Source organism: Natrarchaeobius versutus, assembly GCF_041205745.1.
Lineage (GTDB): Archaea > Halobacteriota > Halobacteria > Halobacteriales > Natrialbaceae > Natrarchaeobius > Natrarchaeobius versutus.
In genome coordinates, this window is the sequence record NZ_JBGFCC010000003.1 from 175,383 (window position 1) to 196,477 (window position 21,095).

Annotated in this window: 20 protein-coding genes; 9 read left to right on the forward strand and 11 right to left on the reverse strand. The window is 64.6% G+C overall.

The genetic code is table 11. The annotated features are described in order from the left end of the window. Positions 1 to 4 precede the first annotated feature (4 nt). Both AB7C87_RS08825 and AB7C87_RS08830 read right to left on the reverse strand, forming a co-directional pair. Positions 5 to 316 carry a DUF7521 family protein gene (locus AB7C87_RS08825; protein WP_369729067.1) on the reverse strand — a complete coding sequence of 104 codons (312 nt, stop codon included), beginning with the start codon at positions 314 to 316 and terminating at the stop codon, positions 5 to 7. A gap of 200 nt (positions 317 to 516) precedes the next feature. After that, positions 517 to 1,335 (reverse strand): sulfurtransferase, encoded by an 819-nt coding sequence (locus AB7C87_RS08830; RefSeq protein ID WP_369729068.1) that lies wholly within the window; start codon positions 1,333 to 1,335, stop codon positions 517 to 519. A gap of 282 nt (positions 1,336 to 1,617) precedes the next feature. On the opposite strand from AB7C87_RS08830, the gene AB7C87_RS08835 reads away from it, so the two are divergent. Then, positions 1,618 to 2,481 (forward strand): sulfurtransferase, encoded by an 864-nt coding sequence (locus tag AB7C87_RS08835; protein ID WP_369729069.1) that lies wholly within the window; start codon positions 1,618 to 1,620, stop codon positions 2,479 to 2,481. A gap of 517 nt (positions 2,482 to 2,998) precedes the next feature. On the opposite strand, the gene AB7C87_RS08840 is transcribed toward AB7C87_RS08835, so the two are convergent. Both AB7C87_RS08840 and AB7C87_RS08845 read right to left on the reverse strand, forming a co-directional pair. Further along, positions 2,999 to 3,493 (reverse strand): PIN domain-containing protein, encoded by a 495-nt coding sequence (locus AB7C87_RS08840; RefSeq protein ID WP_369729070.1) that lies wholly within the window; start codon positions 3,491 to 3,493, stop codon positions 2,999 to 3,001. After that, positions 3,493 to 3,786, reverse strand: a complete 294-nt coding sequence (locus AB7C87_RS08845; RefSeq protein ID WP_369729071.1) for a UPF0175 family protein — start codon at positions 3,784 to 3,786, stop codon at positions 3,493 to 3,495. The genes AB7C87_RS08840 and AB7C87_RS08845 overlap by 1 nt, the downstream gene beginning before the upstream one ends. A gap of 226 nt (positions 3,787 to 4,012) precedes the next feature. Here AB7C87_RS08845 and AB7C87_RS08850 point away from each other — a divergent pair, with 226 nt between their 5' ends. Beyond that, positions 4,013 to 4,648, forward strand: a complete 636-nt coding sequence (locus AB7C87_RS08850; protein WP_369729072.1) for a rubrerythrin family protein — start codon at positions 4,013 to 4,015, stop codon at positions 4,646 to 4,648. A 134-nt stretch (positions 4,649 to 4,782) separates the two neighbouring features. Here AB7C87_RS08850 and AB7C87_RS08855 read toward each other — a convergent pair whose 3' ends face one another. After that, a complete protein-coding gene (locus AB7C87_RS08855; RefSeq protein WP_369729073.1) occupies positions 4,783 to 5,052 on the reverse strand; it encodes a DUF7553 family protein in 270 nt (89 codons plus the stop codon). 170 nt (positions 5,053 to 5,222) lie between these two features. Between AB7C87_RS08855 and AB7C87_RS08860 the strand changes: the two genes are divergently transcribed. After that, positions 5,223 to 6,032: a hypothetical protein gene (locus AB7C87_RS08860; protein ID WP_369729074.1), complete on the forward strand. Its 810-nt coding sequence runs from the start codon at positions 5,223 to 5,225 to the stop codon at positions 6,030 to 6,032. A gap of 65 nt (positions 6,033 to 6,097) precedes the next feature. Here AB7C87_RS08860 and thiM read toward each other — a convergent pair whose 3' ends face one another. Together thiM and thiE are read right to left on the reverse strand one after the other, a co-directional pair. Further along, on the reverse strand, positions 6,098 to 6,931 hold the full coding sequence (gene thiM, locus AB7C87_RS08865) for a hydroxyethylthiazole kinase (protein WP_369729075.1): 834 nt from the start codon (positions 6,929 to 6,931) through the stop codon (positions 6,098 to 6,100). Next, a complete protein-coding gene (thiE, locus tag AB7C87_RS08870; protein ID WP_369729076.1) occupies positions 6,924 to 7,592 on the reverse strand; it encodes a thiamine phosphate synthase in 669 nt (222 codons plus the stop codon). The genes thiM and thiE overlap by 8 nt, the downstream gene beginning before the upstream one ends. A gap of 245 nt (positions 7,593 to 7,837) precedes the next feature. Here thiE and AB7C87_RS08875 point away from each other — a divergent pair, with 245 nt between their 5' ends. Then, the gene (locus AB7C87_RS08875) at positions 7,838 to 9,937 is read left to right on the forward strand and encodes a GAF domain-containing protein (protein ID WP_369729077.1); all 2,100 of its coding nucleotides are present in this window, start codon (positions 7,838 to 7,840) and stop codon (positions 9,935 to 9,937) included. A 13-nt stretch (positions 9,938 to 9,950) separates the two neighbouring features. Here the strand turns inward: AB7C87_RS08875 and AB7C87_RS08880 are convergent, their stop codons facing one another. Both AB7C87_RS08880 and AB7C87_RS08885 read right to left on the reverse strand, forming a co-directional pair. Continuing rightward, positions 9,951 to 10,583, reverse strand: coding sequence for a GNAT family N-acetyltransferase (locus tag AB7C87_RS08880; protein WP_369729078.1), 633 nt, complete (start codon positions 10,581 to 10,583; stop codon positions 9,951 to 9,953). A gap of 10 nt (positions 10,584 to 10,593) precedes the next feature. Next, positions 10,594 to 13,680: a replication factor C small subunit gene (locus tag AB7C87_RS08885; RefSeq protein ID WP_369729079.1), complete on the reverse strand. Its 3,087-nt coding sequence runs from the start codon at positions 13,678 to 13,680 to the stop codon at positions 10,594 to 10,596. A gap of 144 nt (positions 13,681 to 13,824) precedes the next feature. On the opposite strand from AB7C87_RS08885, the gene AB7C87_RS08890 reads away from it, so the two are divergent. The 3 genes from AB7C87_RS08890 (at position 13,825) to AB7C87_RS08900 (ending at position 15,801) form a co-directional block, all read left to right on the forward strand. Continuing rightward, positions 13,825 to 14,913, forward strand: coding sequence for a bactofilin family protein (locus AB7C87_RS08890; protein WP_369729080.1), 1,089 nt, complete (start codon positions 13,825 to 13,827; stop codon positions 14,911 to 14,913). Positions 14,914 to 14,960: 47 nt separating this feature from the next. After that, positions 14,961 to 15,170, forward strand: coding sequence for a ubiquitin-like small modifier protein SAMP2 (samp2, locus tag AB7C87_RS08895; protein ID WP_369729081.1), 210 nt, complete (start codon positions 14,961 to 14,963; stop codon positions 15,168 to 15,170). Between the two features lie 160 nt (positions 15,171 to 15,330). Beyond that, entirely contained in the window at positions 15,331 to 15,801 is a 471-nt protein-coding gene (locus tag AB7C87_RS08900; RefSeq protein ID WP_369729082.1) for a GNAT family N-acetyltransferase, read from the forward strand. A 91-nt stretch (positions 15,802 to 15,892) separates the two neighbouring features. On the opposite strand, the gene AB7C87_RS08905 is transcribed toward AB7C87_RS08900, so the two are convergent. After that, a complete protein-coding gene (locus AB7C87_RS08905) occupies positions 15,893 to 16,558 on the reverse strand; it encodes a helix-turn-helix domain-containing protein (RefSeq protein ID WP_369729083.1) in 666 nt (221 codons plus the stop codon). Positions 16,559 to 16,632: 74 nt separating this feature from the next. Between AB7C87_RS08905 and AB7C87_RS08910 the strand changes: the two genes are divergently transcribed. Then, positions 16,633 to 18,102 (forward strand): cytochrome P450, encoded by a 1,470-nt coding sequence (locus tag AB7C87_RS08910; protein WP_369729084.1) that lies wholly within the window; start codon positions 16,633 to 16,635, stop codon positions 18,100 to 18,102. Between the two features lie 67 nt (positions 18,103 to 18,169). Here AB7C87_RS08910 and mdh read toward each other — a convergent pair whose 3' ends face one another. Further along, on the reverse strand, positions 18,170 to 19,084 hold the full coding sequence (mdh, locus tag AB7C87_RS08915; protein ID WP_369729085.1) for a malate dehydrogenase: 915 nt from the start codon (positions 19,082 to 19,084) through the stop codon (positions 18,170 to 18,172). A 339-nt stretch (positions 19,085 to 19,423) separates the two neighbouring features. Between mdh and AB7C87_RS08920 the strand changes: the two genes are divergently transcribed. Beyond that, entirely contained in the window at positions 19,424 to 21,094 is a 1,671-nt protein-coding gene (locus AB7C87_RS08920) for a CRTAC1 family protein (protein WP_369729086.1), read from the forward strand. The last annotated feature ends 1 nt before the right edge of the window (position 21,095 follow it).

The following is a 21,095-nucleotide window of genomic DNA, read 5'->3' on the forward strand; positions in this document are numbered from 1 at the left end:
CGGATCATCTCAGGTACCGCGCGGTGATCAGTTCCGTCGTCGACGTCTCGACGTACAGCGAGTACAACAGGATGGCGAACCCGCCGGCGACGAACGAACTCTGGATCGCGACGCCGAGTGCGACGCTGTCGCCGAGAAGGTGGGCGACGCCGCCGAAGACGGAGCCGACGACGATGAAGGTAAATCCCGTGGCGACTGCACGGAGTGCCCTGGACCCGGTTCGTCTAAATGCTCTGTACGAAAACGTCGCGACGGCGCCGCCGGTCAACAGCGTCGCCGCGTTCGCGACCGCGATGATGAGTGTATACTCGTTCATTGGGTTCCCCGAGCCGGGTGACTCGACGTTCGAGGATTCACCGCCGCGACTCTTGAGTGAGATCGGCCCTTCTCAGTCGGGAAGAACCGTGACGAATACGTTCGGCGAACGCCGTCCCTGGTGAGTCTCCGTCACCGCTCCCACACGGACGACTAACGCTGATCGTGTGGCCGCTGATTCACGAGAGAGCGCAACGACGTTCACCGACTCCGGTGGTCGGCGGACGTCGCAGGCCCCGTCGCCACCTCGCCGTCGTTCGCCAGCCACTCCGTGAGGCTTCCCTCGTAAAACGCGACGTCTTCGTAGCCGAGTCCGCACAGAACGACGTAGGTGTGACTGATCCGTCTCGCGGTGTTACAGTAGAGGACGATCTCGCGCTCGCGCGTGATGCCGTAGTCGGCGAGCAGGGCCTCGAGTTCACCTTCGGGCTTCAACCGACGCGTCTCGTCGTCGACGACCTCGCGCCAGTCGAAGCGGACGGCACCGGGAAGGCGGGCCTCCTCGAACTCGGATTGCTCGCGCGTGTCGAGGAACAGGGCGCCGCGCTCGAGGGCCGCTTCGACGGCCTCGAGGTCGACGAGCGGGCTCTTCTCGCGGGTGAGTGGATCGGTTTCGTAGCTCGTCGGCTCGATCTCCGGTTCGTCGGTCGTGGTCTCGTGTTCGCGGTTCCAGGCGCTGTAGTCGCCGTCGAGCAGGCGCACGTCGTCGTGGCCGTACTCGAGGGCGGTAAGCACGAAGCGGGCGGCGAAGACGCCGTGGGTGTCGTCGTAGGCGACGATCGTGTCCGTCGGTTCGATCCCCGCTTCGGAGAGGAGATCCGCGAACGCCTCCGCGCCGGGGAGCGTCCCGCGGTCGACGTTGCTCTCGTCTCGGTAGCTGTCGAAGGGGACGTTGACCGCCCCGGGGACGTGACCGATCCCGTCGTACTCCCAGGGGTCGCGAACGTCGATCGGACGGACGGTCGATTCCTCGAGTCGCGATGCCAGCCAGTTGGGCGAGACGACGACGGATTCGTCCATCGTTCGTGACCTCGCCCCGGAACGCCGATAACGCACCGTTCCCGGCACGTCTCCCCTGGGTACCGAGGTCGTGGCAATTATTTCCGCATTCGGTCGATGATCCGTGTTCGTTCCACGGGTCATACGGCGGGCATACTCGCGGACGGGGGCTGGCGGCTCCCTTCGGGACGCCCGCGCTCGGGGGTCGTCCGAGGTAGCGGCAACCATCACCGAGACGGTCGACCTGTGACTGAATTGTCCGGTTCGAGTGCCACTATGACCCTGGCGGTCGTGGACTCGAGTATGGCAACAGATTACGCCAACGACGTACTCGTCACCGCCGACTGGGTCGAAGACCGACTCGAGGAGTTCCAGGACGCCGACGCCGACCTCCGGCTGGTTGAAGTCGACGTCGACACGGAAGCCTACGAGGAAGCACACGCCCCCGGCGCGATCGGGTTCAACTGGGAGACCCAACTGCAGGATCAGACCACCCGCGACGTCCTCTCGAAAGCGGACTTCGAGGACTTACTCGGCAGTCACGGCATCAGCGAGGACGACACCGTCGTCCTCTATGGCGACAACTCCAACTGGTTCGCCGCCTACACCTACTGGCAGCTGAAGTACTACGGACACGAGGACGCCTACCTCTTAGACGGCGGCCGCGAGTACTGGCTCGAGAACGAGTATCCGACGACTGACGAGGAACCCGAGTTCCCGTCCGTCGAGTACGACGCCGCGGGTCCGCGCGAGAGCATCCGCGCCTACCGCGAGGACGTCGAAAACGCCATCGAACGCGGGGTTCCGCTCGTCGACGTTCGCTCGCCCGAGGAGTTCAGCGGCGAGATCCTCGCGCCACCGGGACTGCAGGAGACCGCCCAGCGCGGCGGCCACATCCCGGGCGCGAAGAACATCTCGTGGGCCGCGGTCACGAACGACGACGGCACCTTCAAAACGCGCGAGGAACTCGAGGAGTTGTACGGCGAGGAGGAGATCGACGGCGACGAGACGACCGTCGCCTACTGCCGCATCGGCGAACGTTCGTCGGTCGCGTGGTTTGCGCTTCACGAACTGCTCGGCTACGAGGACACCGTCAACTACGACGGTTCCTGGACCGAGTGGGGCAACCTCGTCAACGCGCCGATCGAGAAGGGCGAGGGCGACTGAGCAGGGTGCGGTTCGGAACGACCGTAGGGAGTGAGAACCGCAGAAGCGCGAGCGGTGTAGCCGCGAGCGAAGCGAAGGAGACCTCGGAAAAGCGAGCGGGCTCTGGCCCGCGAGCAGGGCGAGGCCGACGACTGAATGAAGGAGGTGGCCTCGAGGCGGAACGGCGAACGAAGTGAGCCGTGGAGCAGGGCGACGCCGAGTGAAACGAGGCCTCGAGTTGGGACGCGGTAGCGTGATGACGTCGAGCTGTGGGTGAGCCACGAACCCCGTCTGTCAGTTCCGGAGCGGCGTGGGACGGCACCTGATCGCACGACGGCAGCGCGGTTCGGAGTGTGCGCGGTTCGGAGCGTGCGCGGTTCGGAGCGTGTGCGGTTCGGAGCGAACGAAGTCGTTCGAACGACCAGCGGTCGTTCGTGATGACGAAAATCTTCGATTTTCGAACCATGAGCGAGAACCGCGGACAGTGCGATCAGTGTGTGAATCGTTGCAGTTGTTACTATCGGTACAGCAGTCGGTATCAGTCCTCGTCACCGAGTTCCCGAAGCTTCTTTTGGACCTTCGTGTACACCTTCGGATGGAGATTCATCCCCTCGTCGACGAGATCGTACAGGACAGCAGTTGCGTCGGTTGACGACAGTGTACCGTCTTTCGCGCATTTGAGTACCAACGTCGTCACCCACCAGCACTCGACGTCGCGAGTGCGAGCGACATCGATGAGACCCTTGTCGTTCGCGAGGAGGATTTCGTCTCTGTCTTCGGATAGTAGAATCACTGACGCATCGGCGACGGCAATGCCCTCGAGCGATGCGACGTCTGCCGCTCTGGGTGGGGTCTCACAGACGGTGACCCCGTGGAGAAATTCTTCGAGGATGGCGGTCCCTGGTTTCCCGTCCGTGAGAACTTCCGCTTCTACCTCCTCCGTCGTTTGGATCTCGTCGAACGTCGACGAAATGAGATCCAGTCGGCCGACCCACGCGAGCGGAATCAGGGCGGATGAATCGACGACGACCATTAGATTCGATCGAGATCGCGTTCGAGATCGTCGGTCGTGTACCCGACGTCAATTCCCTCTTCGGCGGCGAGTGATACCATTTCGACGTACGTCACATCGGCGATTTCGGCTGCCCGGCGAAGCGTTACCTCGTCGTCTCGGAGTTGCTCGAGTGCCTTTTCGCGTCGCCAGTCTGCGAGTCCCTGTCGAATGAGGCGACGAAGGACCTCGGATCGGTCTGCGGTTAGTTCTGCCTCGAGTTGGGCCAGTACTTCTTCGTCGTCTTCGGGGATCCGCGTGGTGACCGTTTTCATCGTTACAATTCGCTACGTTACGATACACCATAGATGTAACGCCAGTCCGGACCCCGACAGATTCAAATCTCGACGCCTGCGAGAACGACTCCGATCCGTGGCAGTTCGCTGGAATCGGCATCCGAAACCGGACGGACCGCGAAACTACTTCCACCCGCTACCGGATGCCGGCTCACCTGTCACCGACGACGATAGGCCTAACTCCCGCCCGGCCGAACCACCGCCTATGACCGACGCCGACGCGTTCCTCGAGACCGTCCAGGAGGAAAACCAGACAGCCCTCTCTCGACTCGGCTCCTCGAAATCGCTGTACGCCGACACCGGCGGAGACATCGACACCGAACCCGTCCTCGAGGCGACCGCGGATGCCGAACACGCCGCCTGGGAGACGTTCGAGGGCTGGGCCGACGACGAGGACGACGAGGCCGCCCGCGAGGCGTTCGCGACTACCGCCGAAGAGGAACGTGGCCACTTCGAAACGGTCGTCGACCACCTCGAGAACGAGGAATACGACCCCCAGGAGGTGCCCACACTCCACGAGTACCTCCGGGGGCTCGAGTCTACGACCGAGCGCGTCGGCGCCTTTATCGGCCGCATCCTCGCGAGCAAGCGCTCGAAAGACCAGGTCGTCGGCTACTTCGTCGGCGACGCCGACCCACAGACCGCCGGCGTCTTCCGCGAGTTCGGCGACGACTTAGACGAGCAACTCGAGCGCGCCGAGACCGTGCTCGAGGCGGTCTGCGAGGACGACGAGGACTGGAGTCACGCCGAGGAGGCCGCCTCGGGCGCGATCGAGGCGGCCTACGGAGAGTACGTCGAGAACCTCGAGTCGATGGGCGCAAACCCGAAGCCGGTCTGTTGATCGGGAATCGGCGCTGTTTCGATCGGGTCTGTTGATCGGGAATCTCCGTCTTTCGTTCGGCCGGGTTGTTGTGAACCAGTGCCGGCACAACCGCGACCGGTTGCGATTACACCGGCGATCGTTACGACGGTTCCTCAGACGCCCTCGAGCGTCTCCCGGAACGCGCGGATCGATTCGAGGGCGTCGTCGACGTGGTCCGAGACCTCGCCGCCTGCGTCCTCGGCGATCTCTCTGAGCACGTGTTCGTGACGGGCGAGTTTTCCGTGGTCGGGGTCGCGGTCGGCTTCGGCCATGCGCTCGAACTGCGAGGCCTGGCTCTCGAGGCGTTCGGCGACGTCGCCGCTGGCCGCTCCGGCCGCGTTTCGGACGGACTCCGCTGCGGTCTCGAGTGAGTCGCTGGGCATCGTTCGGTCCTTCGCCGAAGACACGGAAAATCGTTGCGTCCGATCTTCCGACGAAGAGCACTCGAGGCGAATCTCGACGGGGAGGCGGTCCAGAACGTACCCGGTCCGGCCCACCCTCTGTGTCAACATTGAGGGATATAATTTAGTGAATGCACGGAATGAAAAGAGGTATGAAGATCAGACGGAGCCCAGGTGGACGGCGCGAGCGTCGGATACGCAAGGCCGGTCAGCTGTTGCTGTTCGTCCTCGCGATCGGGTTGATCGTGCTGAGTGCGACAGAACGGGTCGATCTCACCTGGCCGGCGATCGCGCTGTTCGCGATCGTCCTCGTCGTCGTAATCTTGAACGACCTCGAGCAACTCGAGGTCGGCGAGTTCGGCTCGATCCACCTACGGGAGGATATCGACCGAGCAAAGCGGCGGGTCGACGCGCTCGAGGATCGTCCCGCTACGGGCGGGTCGACCGATGGCGCTGACGATCGATCGCCCGTCGAGGCCCTCGAGGTCGAAACGCGGAACGCTCGCGATGAGACGCGTCGCGATGAGACGCGTGGAACCGATAGCGAACGCGCGAAGGGAACGACTCTGTCGGGATCACAGGGCGAAGGCGACGAAGCCTCTTCTGCGAGCGAAGATCCATCGGAGATTGCGACGCGACTGTACGAACTGCTCGCGGCGGACCCGCAGTACGCCCTCGTCGAGCTACGCGTCGAACTCGAGCGGGCGCTCGAGCAGGTAGACGAGGCTGTCGACGCCCCTGGTGACGTACAGCCGACGGCGGGACGGACGGCGGACCTCGCCGAGCTGGTGGCCGCACACGAAGAAGTCGTCGGCGTCTGTGACAGGGCTATCCGGGGTGAAGATCGCCTCGAGCGGGACGAAGCGGCCCGGGTGATCGAACTCGGTTTGCGGGTCCTCGAATACGTTCGGTGTCGGACTCGAGCCAGTGTCGAGGCGCGTCCCCGAGGAGAAAGCCGCTGAGATCGGTCCGTCGTCACTCGATTCGATCGGTCGTGACGTCCTCACACGGCCCGGTCGATCCGTCTTCAGACGATCCGGTCGATCCGATCGCCGAGTTCGAGGTCGTCGACGGACTCGGGACCGAAGCCGGCGACGGTGTCGTGGAAGTTCGTCCGGTAGCTCGCCGGGCCGTCGTGTGCCATCTCGGCGGCCTGCTCGCCGGCGACGCCGAATGCGAGCGTTCCGTGGACGGCGGCCGCGTGGCCGTCCTCGAGGGTGCCCGCGAAGACTGCGAGGGTGGCACCGAGCATACAGCCGGTGCCGACGACGTCGCCGAGTCGGTCGTGGCCCACCGAGAGCCGAGCGGCGCTGTCGGAATCGGCGACGACGTCCTCGACGCCGGAGGCGACGACGATCGCCCCGGTCGAATCGGCCACCGACCGGGCCGTCCGTTCGATCTCGTCGTAGTCGCCGACGGACTCGACGCCTTTCACCTCGGCTTCGACGCCGGCGAGGGCGCTGATCTCGCCGTAGTTGCCCTTGATGATCGAGAACTCGAGTTCCGAGAGGAGCCGTTCGGCGACTGCTTCGCGGGAGGGCGTCGATCCGACGCCGACCGGGTCGAGGACGACCGGGATCCCCCGTTCGTTGGCGCGGCGTCCTGCCTCGCGGGCGGCCTCGACTTTCGACTCCGGAATCTGACCGGTGTTGATCAGGACCGCACTCGCGAGGTCGGCCATCTCGCCGGCGTCGCCGGGCGAGTCGGCCATCACCGGCAGGGCACCCCAGTGGAGAACCAGATTGGCGACGTCGTTCATCGTCACCTCGTTGGTCAGCGACTGAACCAGCGGTTCGGTCTCGCGGATCGTCCGAAGCGACGATGCGAGGTCGTCCGTCGTAACGTCGATCGAGTCACTCATTCGTCGGTCCTCCGCTCTCGAGGGCCTTGCCGGTTTCGACGGCGTCCGCGAGCCGGCGCGTCGCGGCCGCGGGATCCTCGGCGGCCGTGATCTCCGAGATGACGGCGACGCCGGTGGCCCCCGCTTCGGCGACCGGCGTGGCGTTGTCTGCCGTCACGCCGCCGATTCCGACGATCGGGATCGAGACGGCGTCGGCGATTGCGGCGACGCGTTCGGGGCCGAGGCGATCGTTCTCCGCTACGACGTCTTTCGAAGAGGTACCGTAGATCGATCCGACCCCGAGGTAGTCCGCACCGTCGGCCTCGGCGCGCTCGGCTTCCGTGACCGTCGACGCCGAACAGCCGACGATCGCGTCGGATCCGAGTAAATCGCGGGCAACCGCGACCGGGAGGTCTGACTGGCCGACGTGGACGCCGTCGGCGTCGATCGCTTCCGCGACGTCGACCCGGTCGTTGACGATCAGGGCAACGCCCGCCGCCGCGGTGAGTTCGCGCAACTCGAGGCCGAGTTCGTACCGCCAGCGTGCGTCGGCGTCCTTCTCGCGGAGCTGGACGGCGTCGACGCCGCCGTCGATCGCCGCCTCGACGATCTCGACGGTCGACCGGCCGCTCGAGAGCGACTCCTGAGTGACGAGGTAGGTTCGCCAGTTCGGGGGGTTCATGGACGATACCGCGACGGTGAGCCACTAAGCGCCTTCGATCGACGGGACGGTTCGACCGAACGCAAGTCGGCGATCTCCCCGGCGTCCCGTTCGAGTGGTAACTGTCGAATCGGTTTTTCATTCGGGATCGAACATCCTTGTCTAGATGGTGAACCGGACTGTACCTTTATTTGGATGGAGAATCACTCCGGTACAGAGACGATCACCTCGGAATGACTTCCTCGTCGCGATCACGGCCACGTGCGGTGCTCTATCTCGCCAAAACCGCTGATTCGGCCCGCGAAGGTGCGGCCACACTGGAGGCGGTTCGATCGGGACCGGATAGATACGTCCACCCGATGCCGATCGAGGACGTCGGACAGCTACAGGCGTGGGAGTCGGACGTCGACTGCATCGTCTTCGCCGAAACGCCGACGACCGCCGCGGGGGGACCCCTTCTCGAGGCGATCGAAGTCTGTGAGTCGACGCCGATCGTCCTCTTTTCGGATGCGTCGTACGCCTCGTCGACCGCGCGGGCGACCGACGGAATCGAGGGCTACGTCCGGCGAGACGCCGACGACGCGATCGTTCACCTCGCCGACGAGATCGAGTGGGTGTGTGCCGGAGGCGAAACCGAATCGGACGCCGAGTCCGAGACGATCGCGATGCCCGGTACGGGGGCGGTGACCGACGCCCTCGCCGACCGACTCCTCGAGTCGCTCGTCGACGTAACCAACCGACGGGATCGGGATCGGCTGTTCGAACTGCTGGTCGTTCACGCGGCGACCGCACTCGAGGTCGACCACTGCTGGCTCTCGACGGTCCAGTTCGGCGAGTTTTCGTTGCGGGCCGCGACGGCGGCCGTTCCCGACGAGGACCTCGACGGAGTGGCCCGCGACGGGAGCCTCGAGGAAATCCTCCGGAGTGGCGATCCCGCGATTCTCGACGACGCCGACGGCGAACGACACGCCGCCTTCGTTGCCATCGAGGAACTGCGATCGATCTGTTGTGTCCCCATCGGCGACGTCGGCGTCTTACACGCCGCAACGACGGAGCGAACGGCGTTCGACGAGCGTGACTGCGAGACGCTCGCGGCGTACTGCCGGGTCGCCCGCGCGGTGCTCGAGCGACTCGAGACCGAGTCGAGGCTCGCCGACGAGACCGACCGCATCCGGGAGGAACGGGATCGGGTCCGGAAGCGACTTCTCACCGAACGGGATCGGTTCGCCGACGAACGCGACGAACTCCTCGCCGACCGAGATCGGGTCGGCGCGGAACGCGATCGTCTCCGATCGCTGTTCGAACGGTTTCCGGAGCCGGCGGTCCACTACGAGATCGACGGCGAGCAGGTAATCCGCAGGGACGTCACCGAAACCTACGCGGACGTCTTCGACGTCGATCGCGAACCGGTCGTCGACGTCCACACCGAGGTGGGAGTCCTCCTGCCGGGTGTCAAACGGCGACGAGCGGCGCTTCGCGAGGCGGCCAAGACGGGTGAGCGACGCCAGTTCGTCAGCCGGATCGAAGTCGGCGACGAGGTCCGCGAATACCGGATCACGGTGGTTCCACTCGAGGCAGGTGACGGTAGCGACGCGCGGGAAGCCGACCGAAACCCCCACGGAGTGGTCGTCTACGACGACCTCACGGAGGCGAACCGGCGAGAACGGAACCTGGCCACGGCCGAACGCCGGCTCGCGACCGTCGCCGAACTGGTCGACGACGACGTGCGGACGCTACTGAACGTCACCCGTGGATTCCTCGACATCGCCGAAGAAACCGGAGACAGAGAACACTTCGTCGAAATCGCTGACGCCCAGCATCAGCAACGAGAACTGCTCGATCGGCTGGTCGGGATCGCTCGAGGGAACGGCCCATCCGCCGAGGCGGAACCCGTTGCTCTCGGAGACGTCGTCCAGCGTGCGTGGGAGGCTGTCGAGACCGACGACGCAAAACTCGTTATTCAGGCCGTCGACGATCACGCTCTCGAGGCCGACGATGAGCAACTTCAGGAGCTGTTCGAACGGCTGTTGCCGGTGACGATCGAACGGGCGGACGGAAACGAGCGCGCGGAGTCCGGAGAACCGGCCGAATCGGACGAATCGGTCGTCGTAACCGTCGATACGACTCCCGACGGCTTCCGCGTGGGCGGTCGTCGGTCGGGAGTCGAGGAAACGGCGGCCGATCGCGACTCCTCGCCCGTTTCCGACCGGACGGTCGAAGGCGACGTCGCCGCGTTCGACCTCGAGACCGTCGAACGGATCGCCGCCGCGCACGGCTGGAACGTCGACGTTGCCGGCGGCGTTGATGGGCCGGTCTTCTTCGTTCGCGGCGCGGACGTGATCGGCGTCAATCGAAACCCGGCGTGACCGATCGAGTCCATTAGCGCTCGAGGAACGCTTCTCCGGCGGCGATCAGCGATCGCACGTCCGGGTCCTCGCGGAGGTCGGAAAACGAGGTGATCGGCTCGGGGTCCGCCGTCTTCTCCCCGAGCGGGCGGCGCCACCAGGCGACGTCCTGCCAGTCTCCGTGGGTGTGGCCGATCGCGGGAAAGTCGGCCAGCCGTTCGAACCCCAGCCGTTCGTGAAACCGGACCGTCTCGGGGTTGGGAACGGTCGTCACCGCGTAGGCGTCTCGGACGCCCTGGCGCTCGAGGATCGCGAACAGCGACTCGTAGAGCCCGCGTCCGATCCCCGACCGGCGGACGGCCGCGGCGACGTAGACGGAGAGTTCGACGACCCACTGGTAGGCGTGGCGTTTGCGCAACTGACTCGCGTAGGCGTAGCCGACTACTTCGCCGTCGCGTTCACAGACCAGCCACGGATACCGCTCGAGCGTCGATCTGATTCGCTCGGACAGAGCGGCCACGCTCGGCGCTCGCTCCTCGAACGTGACCGGCGTCGACTCACAGAAGTGGGCGTAGATCTCCCGGATGGCCGGGGTATCTCCACCGGTTACGGTCCCGCCCTCGACGGTCCCGGGCTCCGCGACTCGAATGTGACGATCGCTGGCCATCGCCTCTGTGCTACTCGTCTTCGAGCGCGAGCGATGCGAGCATCGCCTCGAGCTGGAGTCGTTCGCTGGCGCCCTCCGTGATACGGTAGTCGACCTCGCCGAGGCGCTCGAGCAACTGGACGGTCGCTCCCTCCGGAAGGTCGAACTCCCACGCGGAACGGTGAAGCTGGTCGATGACGTCGCCGCCGGCCAGACCACGGTCGGTCAGCAGCCCCTCTAAGGCGGCGCGGGCGGCGGTGAAGTCGCCCTCGATGGCGTGATCGACCATCGCCTCGACTTCTTCGGGGCGAGCGGTGGCGGTGATCGCGAAAACCGTCTCCTCGTCGACGACCTCGCCCATAACCGCCGCGGCCTGCAGACCGTTGATCGCCTTGCGCATGTCGCCGTCGGCGGCGTAGACGAGCGCGTCGACGCCGTCGTCGGTCACCTCGATCCCCTCCGTCTCGGCGATCTCGCGAATCTGGGCCTCGATCGCCTCCTCGCCGAGTTCGGTAAAGCGGAAGACGGCACACCGCGACTGGATGGGGTCGATGATCTGACTCGAGTAGTTACACGAGAGGATGAATCGCGTGTTGTTCGAAAACTGCTCCATCGTCCGGCGCAGCGCGGATTGGGCGTCCGAAGTGAGCGCGTCCGCCTCGTCTAAGAAGATGATACGGTGATCGTAGCCGCCGAACGACGAGCGTGCGAAGTCCTTGATTCGGTCCCGGACGACGTCGATCCCGCGCTGGTCGGAGGCGTTCAACTCGAGGAAGTTCTCGCGCCAGTCGTCGTCGTAGACTTCGCGGGCGATGGCCTGTGCAGCCGTTGTGTTGTGCATAACGGTTGGCACGTCACCTGCGACGTAGTTTCGCGTTCCGGGAACCGTGAGATCGTAGACACGACGCTCGTCTTCGACGTGTTCGATGTCCATTATGTGGTCGAAATAGAGTGTTCCGCGGGAGAGACGATCGAGCGCGACTAGTCGTTCGACGACTTCCATTGAACACATCTCATTGGCAACGCCGAGAATTCGTTCGGCGACAGTTTCGAACCGCGGTAGTGACCCAATATCGTGATCATCGTTCTCGATAAGTTGACGGACATCACTGCCAAGCAACGTTGTTCCCTCCGCGATTCGATTGTCCGAGACACCAAGGGCATCGATCGCGTTTCCGAGCGATTGCTGTATCGATGCAGTGTCTGGCACGTCAGTACGCGACCCGAGCGTAACGAGGAGTTCGCTCGTACGGCTTGCGACCGGCGAGCGCCGTCCATCGGAGTACTCGAGCAGTCGATCGGATCGAACCCCAGTCGTTGCTTCGATTTCCTTTCTGATCGAGAGTGGTTCCAACGTGGATCGCTCTCCGGCCCACACCGAGGGGATCGCGCTTATCGATCGAATGTCCGACCGGACTCGATCGATATCGTGCTTAACCTGTTGTGCCGCCTCAAGGCGATCGGATGCTGCTTGAATGAGACGGTCGATGTCCTCGAGATAGGACTCACGGCCGGGGTTTTCCGGGTTCAGCGTCTCGGTGATCAGTGGCTCTTTTTTCAACGAGAGCGTGTGACACAGGTGGTCGAGGGCCGCTTGCGCAGGAATCGTATCGTGGTTCGGATTTCCAGAGCCGGCCGTCGCATCAGCGAGTCGATCAGACTTGTGATCGATGGTGAATCCGACGGCATCCTCGAAGCGCGAAAGAGCAGGGATTCCAGAGATATACAGCGAATGATACTCCTGAGGTGATCCTGATCCATTCGTTGCCGTCTTTTCGACCCGCTTGCGCCGGGTTGGAATCCCGAACGACGCGAGCAGATAGGAACAGAGCGTGATCAGCGATTCGTCCTTTTGAGTCAGCTCGATCGTCCCCTGGGTGGCGACGTACGCCTCTGAATCGAAAACGGCCTGAATGAACGCTGCTCGAGCGTCTTCTGACGCGTGGACCAGCGTCGAACCGATAGCGGCCGTGTGCGAATCACCGAAGACGTCAAAACAGGATTCGAGGAAGTGATGGAGGGACTTGGTTCGGAGGTCGACGTACGGAACGCCCTTCTGAACACCCCGAGTCGTTTCGGCATCGAACAGTTGCTGTGCAATCCGTTCGAACGTCTCACAGAGCGTCCTATCGGTATTGTAGAATTTGATCCGCCCATTCTCGATCCGTGCTTCGCTCACGGCGAGACCGACGAAGCGTGCCAGGTCCGGAGTAAGTTCCCAGGGCGGCGTGATCGGGCTGGATCGCTTGTTGTATTGCGTCACGTACTGGATACGTTCGACGTGGGATCGAAGTTCCGACTTCTCGACATCGAGCGACCGAAGATACGACAGTGAACACGTCGTCGACGGCGCATGAAGATCGATCGATACCGTCCGAGCGTAATCGGTGGCGGTTTTTCGACGGATATCGTAGTCGGAAACGATCTCGTCGATCGAATAGCCGCGTCGGAGACAGCCGATCACCGTTTTTTTCTGTCCGACGTAGTTCTCTTCGGCCGGGATTTCGTGTCGGCGAGCGAAAGATTCCGAGACGGTCACGAACGTTCGCTCGCCGTCCATCGACGAGAGCCAGTCGAGTGAAGAAAACGGGCCGTCGGCTACGGGCGTCTTCAGCGGTCGAACAATACGTTCCTCCCCGGAAAGCCTTCCAGCCTCCCGCCACTCAAGCCCCGACTCGTCCGCGATGAGTAGCTTGTGTTCCGGTGTGACCGTGAACTCGTTGCCGTCACGGGTCTCGATCGAGACAAGATCGGTTGCGTTCTTCGAGAAAACGTGGGAGGGAGAAACGTATTCGAACGTACCGTCGTTGTCGTACGTGAGTATCTCGAGATCGTCATCCGGGTCGCCGAATCCGTCGACGCCACCGACGACAGCCGAAATGGGCGAAATACCCTCGTTGGTTAGTACTGGAGTCTCCCCTGTCACGCATTTTCCCGTCCCGGCCGGCCCCGCGAACATGAGGTGGGGCAGGTCGTCCTGTTCGACGTACCGCCGCAGTCGAGGGACGATGTTCTCGTGGCCCTTGATCTCGTCGAGGCGTTCCGGCCGGTACTTCTCGATCCAGACTTCGGTCTTGCCGGGGGTTGGCTCTGACGCCTCGGCATCGGCCTCGCTCATACCCGTCCAAAGAGTGGGCGGGAAATAAATCGACCGAAGGGATCTCTCGCGTCGGCCACGCTGGAGACGAGACGCACACCGTGATTCTCCGCACATCTGACGTATGTGTGACACTATTTTGACCGCGCTCGAGGGAGTTCGAGTATGCGAACAGCAGTCACACCACAGCGGGCGGTCGTCATCCTCCTCGCGCTCGCGGTCGTTCTCTGTGGCGCGCTTCCAGGGGTGGTCGTCGCCCAGTCCGAATCCCAGACCGGCGGGACCGTCGTCGTCGAGGACGGGGAGACGGTCGACGAACTCGAGGCCTTCGCTGGGGCAGTTATCATCGACGGAACCGTCACCGGCGACGTAAGCGTCGTCGCGGGCGACGTCCGGATCGAAGGCGATGTCGGCGGCGACGTCTCGGCCGCGGGTGGTAGCGTCACGGTCGAGGGAAGCGTCGATGGCGACGTCGACGCCGCCGCGGGCGGGCTCAGGGTCAGTGAGGGCGGAACCGTCGGCGGCGACGTCTCGGTCGGGGCGGGAACCGTCGCGATCGACGGGGCGGTCGACGGGAGCGTGGCGGCCGGCGCGGAGACGATCAGGCTCGGCGACGACGCGTCGATCGCGGGCGACCTGCGCTACGGCGGCGAGCTCGTCGGCAACACCGACGCGGTGGCAGGTGAAATCACCCAAGAGTCGACCGGCTGGGAGGGCGAACCCGTCCTCGAGCCGATCGCCACCTGGCTGTTCGCACTCTATACGCTGGGTTTGAACCTGCTTCTCGGCGCCGCGTTGTTGCTCGTGTTCCCTCGGTTTTCGAGCGGCGTCGCCGGACGCATCGGGACCGATCCGCTCCGAACCGGGCTCGTCGGGGTGGGGGTACTCGTGGGCGTTCCCATCCTGCTCGTCGCGCTCGCGATCACGATCGTCGGGATTCCGCTGTCCGTCTTCGGGGGGTTCGCGTTCGCCCTCGCGGTCTGGATCGCCGTCGTCTACGGACGTTATGCCGTCGCCGCCTGGCTCCTCTCGCTCGTCGACGTCCACAACCGGTGGATCGCGCTCGTGGTCGGCGTAGTCGCCGGCGCGCTCGTCAGCCAGATACCGTATCTCGGTGGAGTGGTCGACCTGCTCGTCCTCTTGCTCGGCCTCGGCGCGATCACTCGAGGGATCGTCGCCCACCGACGCGCGGTTCGGAAACGAGAGTCGCGGCCCCAGGAGGGGGTCGGGACGGACGGTCCGGCGGCGGATTAACCCGCCTCGAGCGACGCGCTCAAGTTCGGCCGCTCGCAACTGGACGTATGCACGTCACCGTCGACGTCAAGGGTGAAGACACCCACGAACTCGACCTCGAGGCGGACGACGGGACGCCGACGTACGCGGACCTGTTGGACGAGGTCGACCTCAGCCCCCACGAGGTGAGCGTCCTCGTCGACGGCACGCCCGTCCCCGAGGACCAGCCGGTCGAAAGCGACCACGTCACCGTGTTGCGTTTGATCAAGGGGGGATGAACTCGAGCCGCTCTCGTCGCGGCGGCTCGAGTCGGTTTCCCCGAGCGGATCGAAACCGCGCTGGCGAAAACGGGTCGAAACCGCGCTCGTGAACGAAGCTCCAAACCGCGCTTTCGAAAGGTCGACCGTTTTAGTACCGCGTGACGTAGCCGTCTTCGAGATGTCTCCCCACGTCCGGGTCGCAAGCGGCGACGACGCCCTCGAGGTGAGACGCATCCTCGACGCCGCGATGCTCGAACCAGGCGACGTCGAAGGCCGGATTGCAACGGACGACGTCCTCGTGGCCGGAGATCGTCGAGGGGTGGCGACGAACGGCGGAACGCCCGCGTCTGACACAGCGCCACGACCGAACGGCGGCGAACCCGACGCGGGTGACGAGCGGATTCTCGGAACGATCGTCCTCGAGCCGGCCGAGGGGGACGGCGCACACGTCTCAGCGATCGGCGTCCGACGTCGTCACCGAGGGCGAGGGATCGGCACCACGCTGATCGAACGCACACTCGAGCGCGAAGGCCGGCTCACGGTGCGGTTCGACGAGGGCGTTCGGCCGTTCTACGAGGCGCTCGAGTTTTCGATCGAGCCGATCGACGAACAGCGGTATCGTGGCGTCGCGACCGAATCGAACCGCTGATACGGATTACTGTAACGGTTTATCGGTGCAACCGCAGGATAGGACGTCGCTGTACCGGAAACGACTGACAGTAAACCGTACGAGACGCCGTTCAACGACTATCGCGTCCCAACGCCGCATCGACGAGCTCTGACTCGGCCGTTCGGAGGAGCGTCGAGGCCGCACTCTCCGAACACTCGAGTGTCGCCGCGACGTCCGCGAGCGACCCGCTTCGAGGGACGTCGTAGTAGCCGAGATCCCGTGCGGTTTCTATCGCCTCGAACTGGCGAGCGGTCAGCCGTCCGGCCAGGGTTTCGGCTCTGCGCTGGTGTTCGCTCACTCGCTCGACCTCGACGGAGACGCCTTCGGGGAACGCCTCGAGCACCGTCGAGAGCGCGTCGGGTTCGCCGAGGACGGTCGCGTGGACGGTCTCGCGGCCGGTGTAGACGATGGGGGGAACGATCACCAGTCCCGGAACGTCGAATGCGCCCATCAACATCGCGTCGGAGTCGCGGAGATCCATCTCGACGTAGCCGTAGAACGTGTCGTCGTCGACTCGGGAGATGTCGTATCGGTGGACGAACTCGAGGTCCGAGGCCACCGCCTGAATCCCCTCCGGATCGCCGACGAACAGCGAGAGAAAGCGGACGGTTTCCGATTCGGGATCGATTTGCCAGGAGAGTAACTCTTCCCGGTGAAGCGCGGATTCGACTGCCAGTTCCGGCACCGGCATCCGCATCGACGGCGGCAGGCGTAGCGTCAGGTCGGCGGACTGCATATCCCTCGTTACTACTTATAGATGTTCAGTGCTTCGGCACAGCGACGACACTGCTGGAACGCCAACCCAACGCTATGAGTCGTTCAGAACCGCCGGCGGATCGGCGAACGGGAGACGACGACCGCGATCCGGACACGCTCGAGGGCCGGAGGGACGAGATCGAGTCGGATGAGCCTGTCGACGCCGGGGCGGCGTCGCTCCCCGGACCGCGGGGGCTCCCGCTGATCGGAAGTACGCTCGCGTTCGGTCGCGATCCGGTCGCCTTCCTCGAGTCACTCGGCGAGTACGGCGACGTCGTCGGCTACGAGGCCTACGGTCGCGAGTTCGTCGCGTTATGCGATCCCGATCTCGTCGAGACGGTGCTCGTCTCCCGGAGCGACGCGTTCTGGCGTGGCGAGTTCGAACACGAGTTCGGCGAGGCCATCGACCTCGAGGGGGTTCTGTTCGCCGAGGGCGACCGCTGGAAACGCCAGCGGCTCCTGTTGCAGTCGGCGTTCACGCCGGATCGAATCGGGTCGTACGCCGACGATATGATCGAAGAAACCGCCCACACGGTCTGTCGCTGGGACGACGGGCAAGTGATCGCCCTCGAGGAGACGCTGTCGACGCTTACCCTCCGGGTGCTCGCACGGACGCTGTTCGACCTCGAGTTGACCGACGAGCGCGGGACCGTCGTGCGACAATGGGTGGGGGCGATGAACGAGTACACGGACCGCGAGATGTTCGGCGTTCGCGCGTTGCTCCCGTCGTGGGTCCCGAGTACCACCGAACGCGAGTTCGACCGCGCCGCCGCCGACGTCGGAGCGCTGGTCGACGAACTCGTCGCCGAACGTCGTGGGGCGAGCACAGAGGGCGACGACCTGCTGACGCTCCTCGCGACCGCGGAGTACCCCGACGGGAGCCGTCCGTCCCCCGAGGAGATCGGTCACCAACTCGAGACGTTCCTGCTCGCCGGCCACGAGACGACCGCGACGGCGCTCACCTACGCCTGCTGGCTTCTTGCGGGCCACGATGACGTTTGGGATCGCCTCGAGCGCGAGGTCGACGCCGTCTGTGGCGACCGCCAGCCGACGATGGCGGACCTTCCCGACCTCGCGGTCACGGAGGCCGTCGGCCGTGAGGCTATGCGGTTGTATCCGCCGCTTCCGTTTCTCAACCGCGAACCGCTCGAGCCGGTCGCCGTCGGCGGCTCTCGACTCACTCCAGGGACGGTCGTCCAGCTACCGATGATCGCCATCCACCGCGACGAGCGGTGGTGGGACGAGCCCGACGAGTTCCGTCCGGAGCGGTGGCTCGAGGGGGGTTCCGAAGTCGCTCCCGACGAGACGCTCGCCGACGGCGACCGGCCGGAGTACGCCTACTTCCCGTTCGGCGGCGGTCCGCGCCACTGCATCGGAATGCGGTTTGCGATGACCGAACTACAGCTAACGCTCGCGACGCTGGCTCGACGCGTCGACTTCGAGCGGATCACCGACTCGATCGACACCGGCGTGGGCGTGACCCTCGAGCCTGGGACGGTCGAGATGCGCGTTCGAAGGCGGTAGCTTCGATGGACGGATCGCTCGGTCTCGCGGGTGACGGGCTGAAAAAACGAGGTCGACCGAACCCGGACTACGCGATCTTCTCGTACTGGTCGGAGAGCTTCTCGGCGGCCTCGCCGAGCTGGTTGCGCTCGAACTCGGTGAGATCCCACTCGACGATCTCCTCGACTCCGTCGGAGCCGAGTTTGACCGGCACGCCGAAGGCGGTGTCCTCGTGACCGAACTCGCCGTCGAGTGTGACGCTCGCGGGAAGCACTTCGCCGGTGTCGCGGAGGATCGCCTCGACCATGTGGCCGACGCCGGTCGCCGGCCCCCACTCGGTGGCGCCTTTCTTCTCGATGACGTTCATCGCGGACGTCTGGAGTTCCTCTAAGAGTTCTTCTTTCTCCTCGTCGTCGAACTCGAGGTCCTTGCCGTTGACTCGAACCTTGGAGAAGACGGGGACCTGCGCGTCGCCGTGTTCGCCGAGGATGGTCGCCTCGACGTTCTGGACGGGGACGTCGTAGCGCTGGGAGATGACGTACCGGAAGCGCGCCGAGTCGAGTCGGCCACCGAAGCCGATCACTTGCTCGCGGGCGCGGTCGCCGGCCTCGTAGAGGTGGCGGTTGAGCAGGTCCACGGGATTCGAGGTGGTGACCGTGATGAAGTCGTCGTTGTGCTCGGCGAGCGAGGAGCCGATGTCCTCCATGATCGGCGCGTTGTCGCCCGCGAGATCGATTCGTGTCTGACCCGGCTGGCGCGGAATGCCGGCCGTGATGACGACGACGTCCGACCCCGCCGTGTCCTCGTAGCCGCCCTGTCGGATCACGGTGTTCGAGTCGTAGGCCGCACCGTGGTTCGTGTCCGCGGCCTGTCCGATCGTCGTGTCTTCCTGGTCCGGAATGTCCACGAAGACGAGTTCGTCGGCGATGTCCCGAAGCGCGATGTTGTAGCCTGCGGCGGCCCCGACCGTCCCGGCCGCGCCGACCACGCTAACTTTCGTCATACCACGTAACGCTCCGCCTGCCCCCGCGTTAAATCCGTCGAATCCGGCTCTCTCGAGCGATTTGACGTCATTAACATCGACAACTGTCGAACATCGACGGGCAGGTCGACCGACCCCTCTCGAGCGACCGCACGGATCGACTCGAGCGGTCCGAACCGACTCGAAGCGGATGTCCGTCCGCCGGTCCGCCAAACCCGAGATTCGTCCGGGTTTTCCACACATCGGTGCGGAAATCGACCGAAATCGTCGGGCCATCTCGCGACGTCGAAGTTCGCGTTCGATTCGAAAACATCACTCGTAACCGGATAATTTATAATGTGAACGGGAGGATGCTGTGGTATGCGTTACCGAATGGGTGTCTGCTGTCTCGCGGTTTTTATCCTGCTTTCGGGCTGTGTCGGCGGCGCGCTCGAGGAGACGAGCCCATTCGGCAGCGAGCCTCCCGAACCGACGACGGACGACTACGCCTTCGAGGAGGTCTCCGCCGAGGCGAACCTCGAGTACGAGTCGATCGGCATCGGGGCGATCAACGGCAACGACGGCATCTACGCGGTCGACTACACGAACGACCTCGAGACGGATCTGCTCGCGATCGGCGGCGGACAGCCGGTCCTGTTCGAGAACGTCGACGGCGAGTTCGAGCGATCCGACGACCTCCCGCCAGTCGAGGGAACCGTCCAGGGCGCGCTCTTTGTCGATCACGACAACGACGGCTGGGAGGACCTGTTCCTCTTGCGTCGCGGCGACACGCCGGTGTTCCTCGAGAACGACGAGGGGACGTTCCGCGAGCGCGACGTCGGCTTCGACGACGAGTTCGTCGTTCCGGTGTCGGCGACGGCGGCCGACGCGACCGGCAACGGCTGTCCCGACGTCTTCGTCATCGACTACAACGACTGGCTCGACGAACAGCCGATGGGGTGGCAACACTACCTCAATCTGACCGCCGAGGAGGACAACGGCCAGCCGAACGCGCTGTACTACGGCGATTGCGACGGCTTCGAGCGGGTCGACGACGCCGGGATCGAGGGCGAACACTGGAGCATGGCGACTAGCTTCGTCGACCTGACCGGTGACGGCAATCCGGACATCCACGTCGCGAACGACTTCTTCGAGGACGAGGTTTACTACAACGCGGGCGACGGCACCTTCGAGCGCGAGTACCTCGGCGAGGCGACGGACCGCAACGGGATGTCCTCACAGGCCGTCGACGTCACCGGCGACGGTCAACTCGAGCTCTTCGTGACGAACATCTACTTTCCACAGAGTCGCTGGGCCGAGATTCCCGACTCCCAGCGCCAGCTGTTCGTCGACTTCATGACCTCGCGGATCGGCGACCGCAACCAGGGGAACAACCTGCTCGTGCGCACCGAGGACGGGTTCGAGGACCAGGCGGCCGAGCGCGGCCTGAACGAAGGCGGTTGGGGCTGGGGATCGGCCGTCGAGGACTTCGACAGCGACGGTCAGGTCGACGTCTTCCACGCGACCCAGTTCGAGGTTCGCTTCGACGGGGACGAGCCGACGTTCGTCCGCGCGATGCTGTTCGCCCAGCAGGACGGCGAGTTCCATCGGCTCAACACGAGCGAGATTGGGTTCGAGGAGGTCGACGAACGCGGCGTCGCCGCGTTAGATTACGATACGAGCGGATCGATGGACGTCGCCGTCGCGGCAAACGACGCTCGATACCGCCTCTACAGCAACGACGGCGACCAGGGCGACAGCTTACAGGTCGTCGTGGGCGGGAGCGAAACGCTCGAGCAGACGACCCTCGGGACGACCGTCGAGGCGACCGCCGACGGCGAGACGCAACTACGCGTCCGAAACGCCAGAGCGGACTACCAGTCACAGGATACGCGAACGTTACACTTCGGGTTCGGTGAGGCCGAAACGGTCGACGAACTCCGGGTGACGTGGCCCGACGGAACCGAACGAACGTTCGAGGACGTCGAGACCGGCCAGCGAATCTTCGTAACGCCCGACGGCATCGAACAACGCCAGCCCTACTCACCGTAGT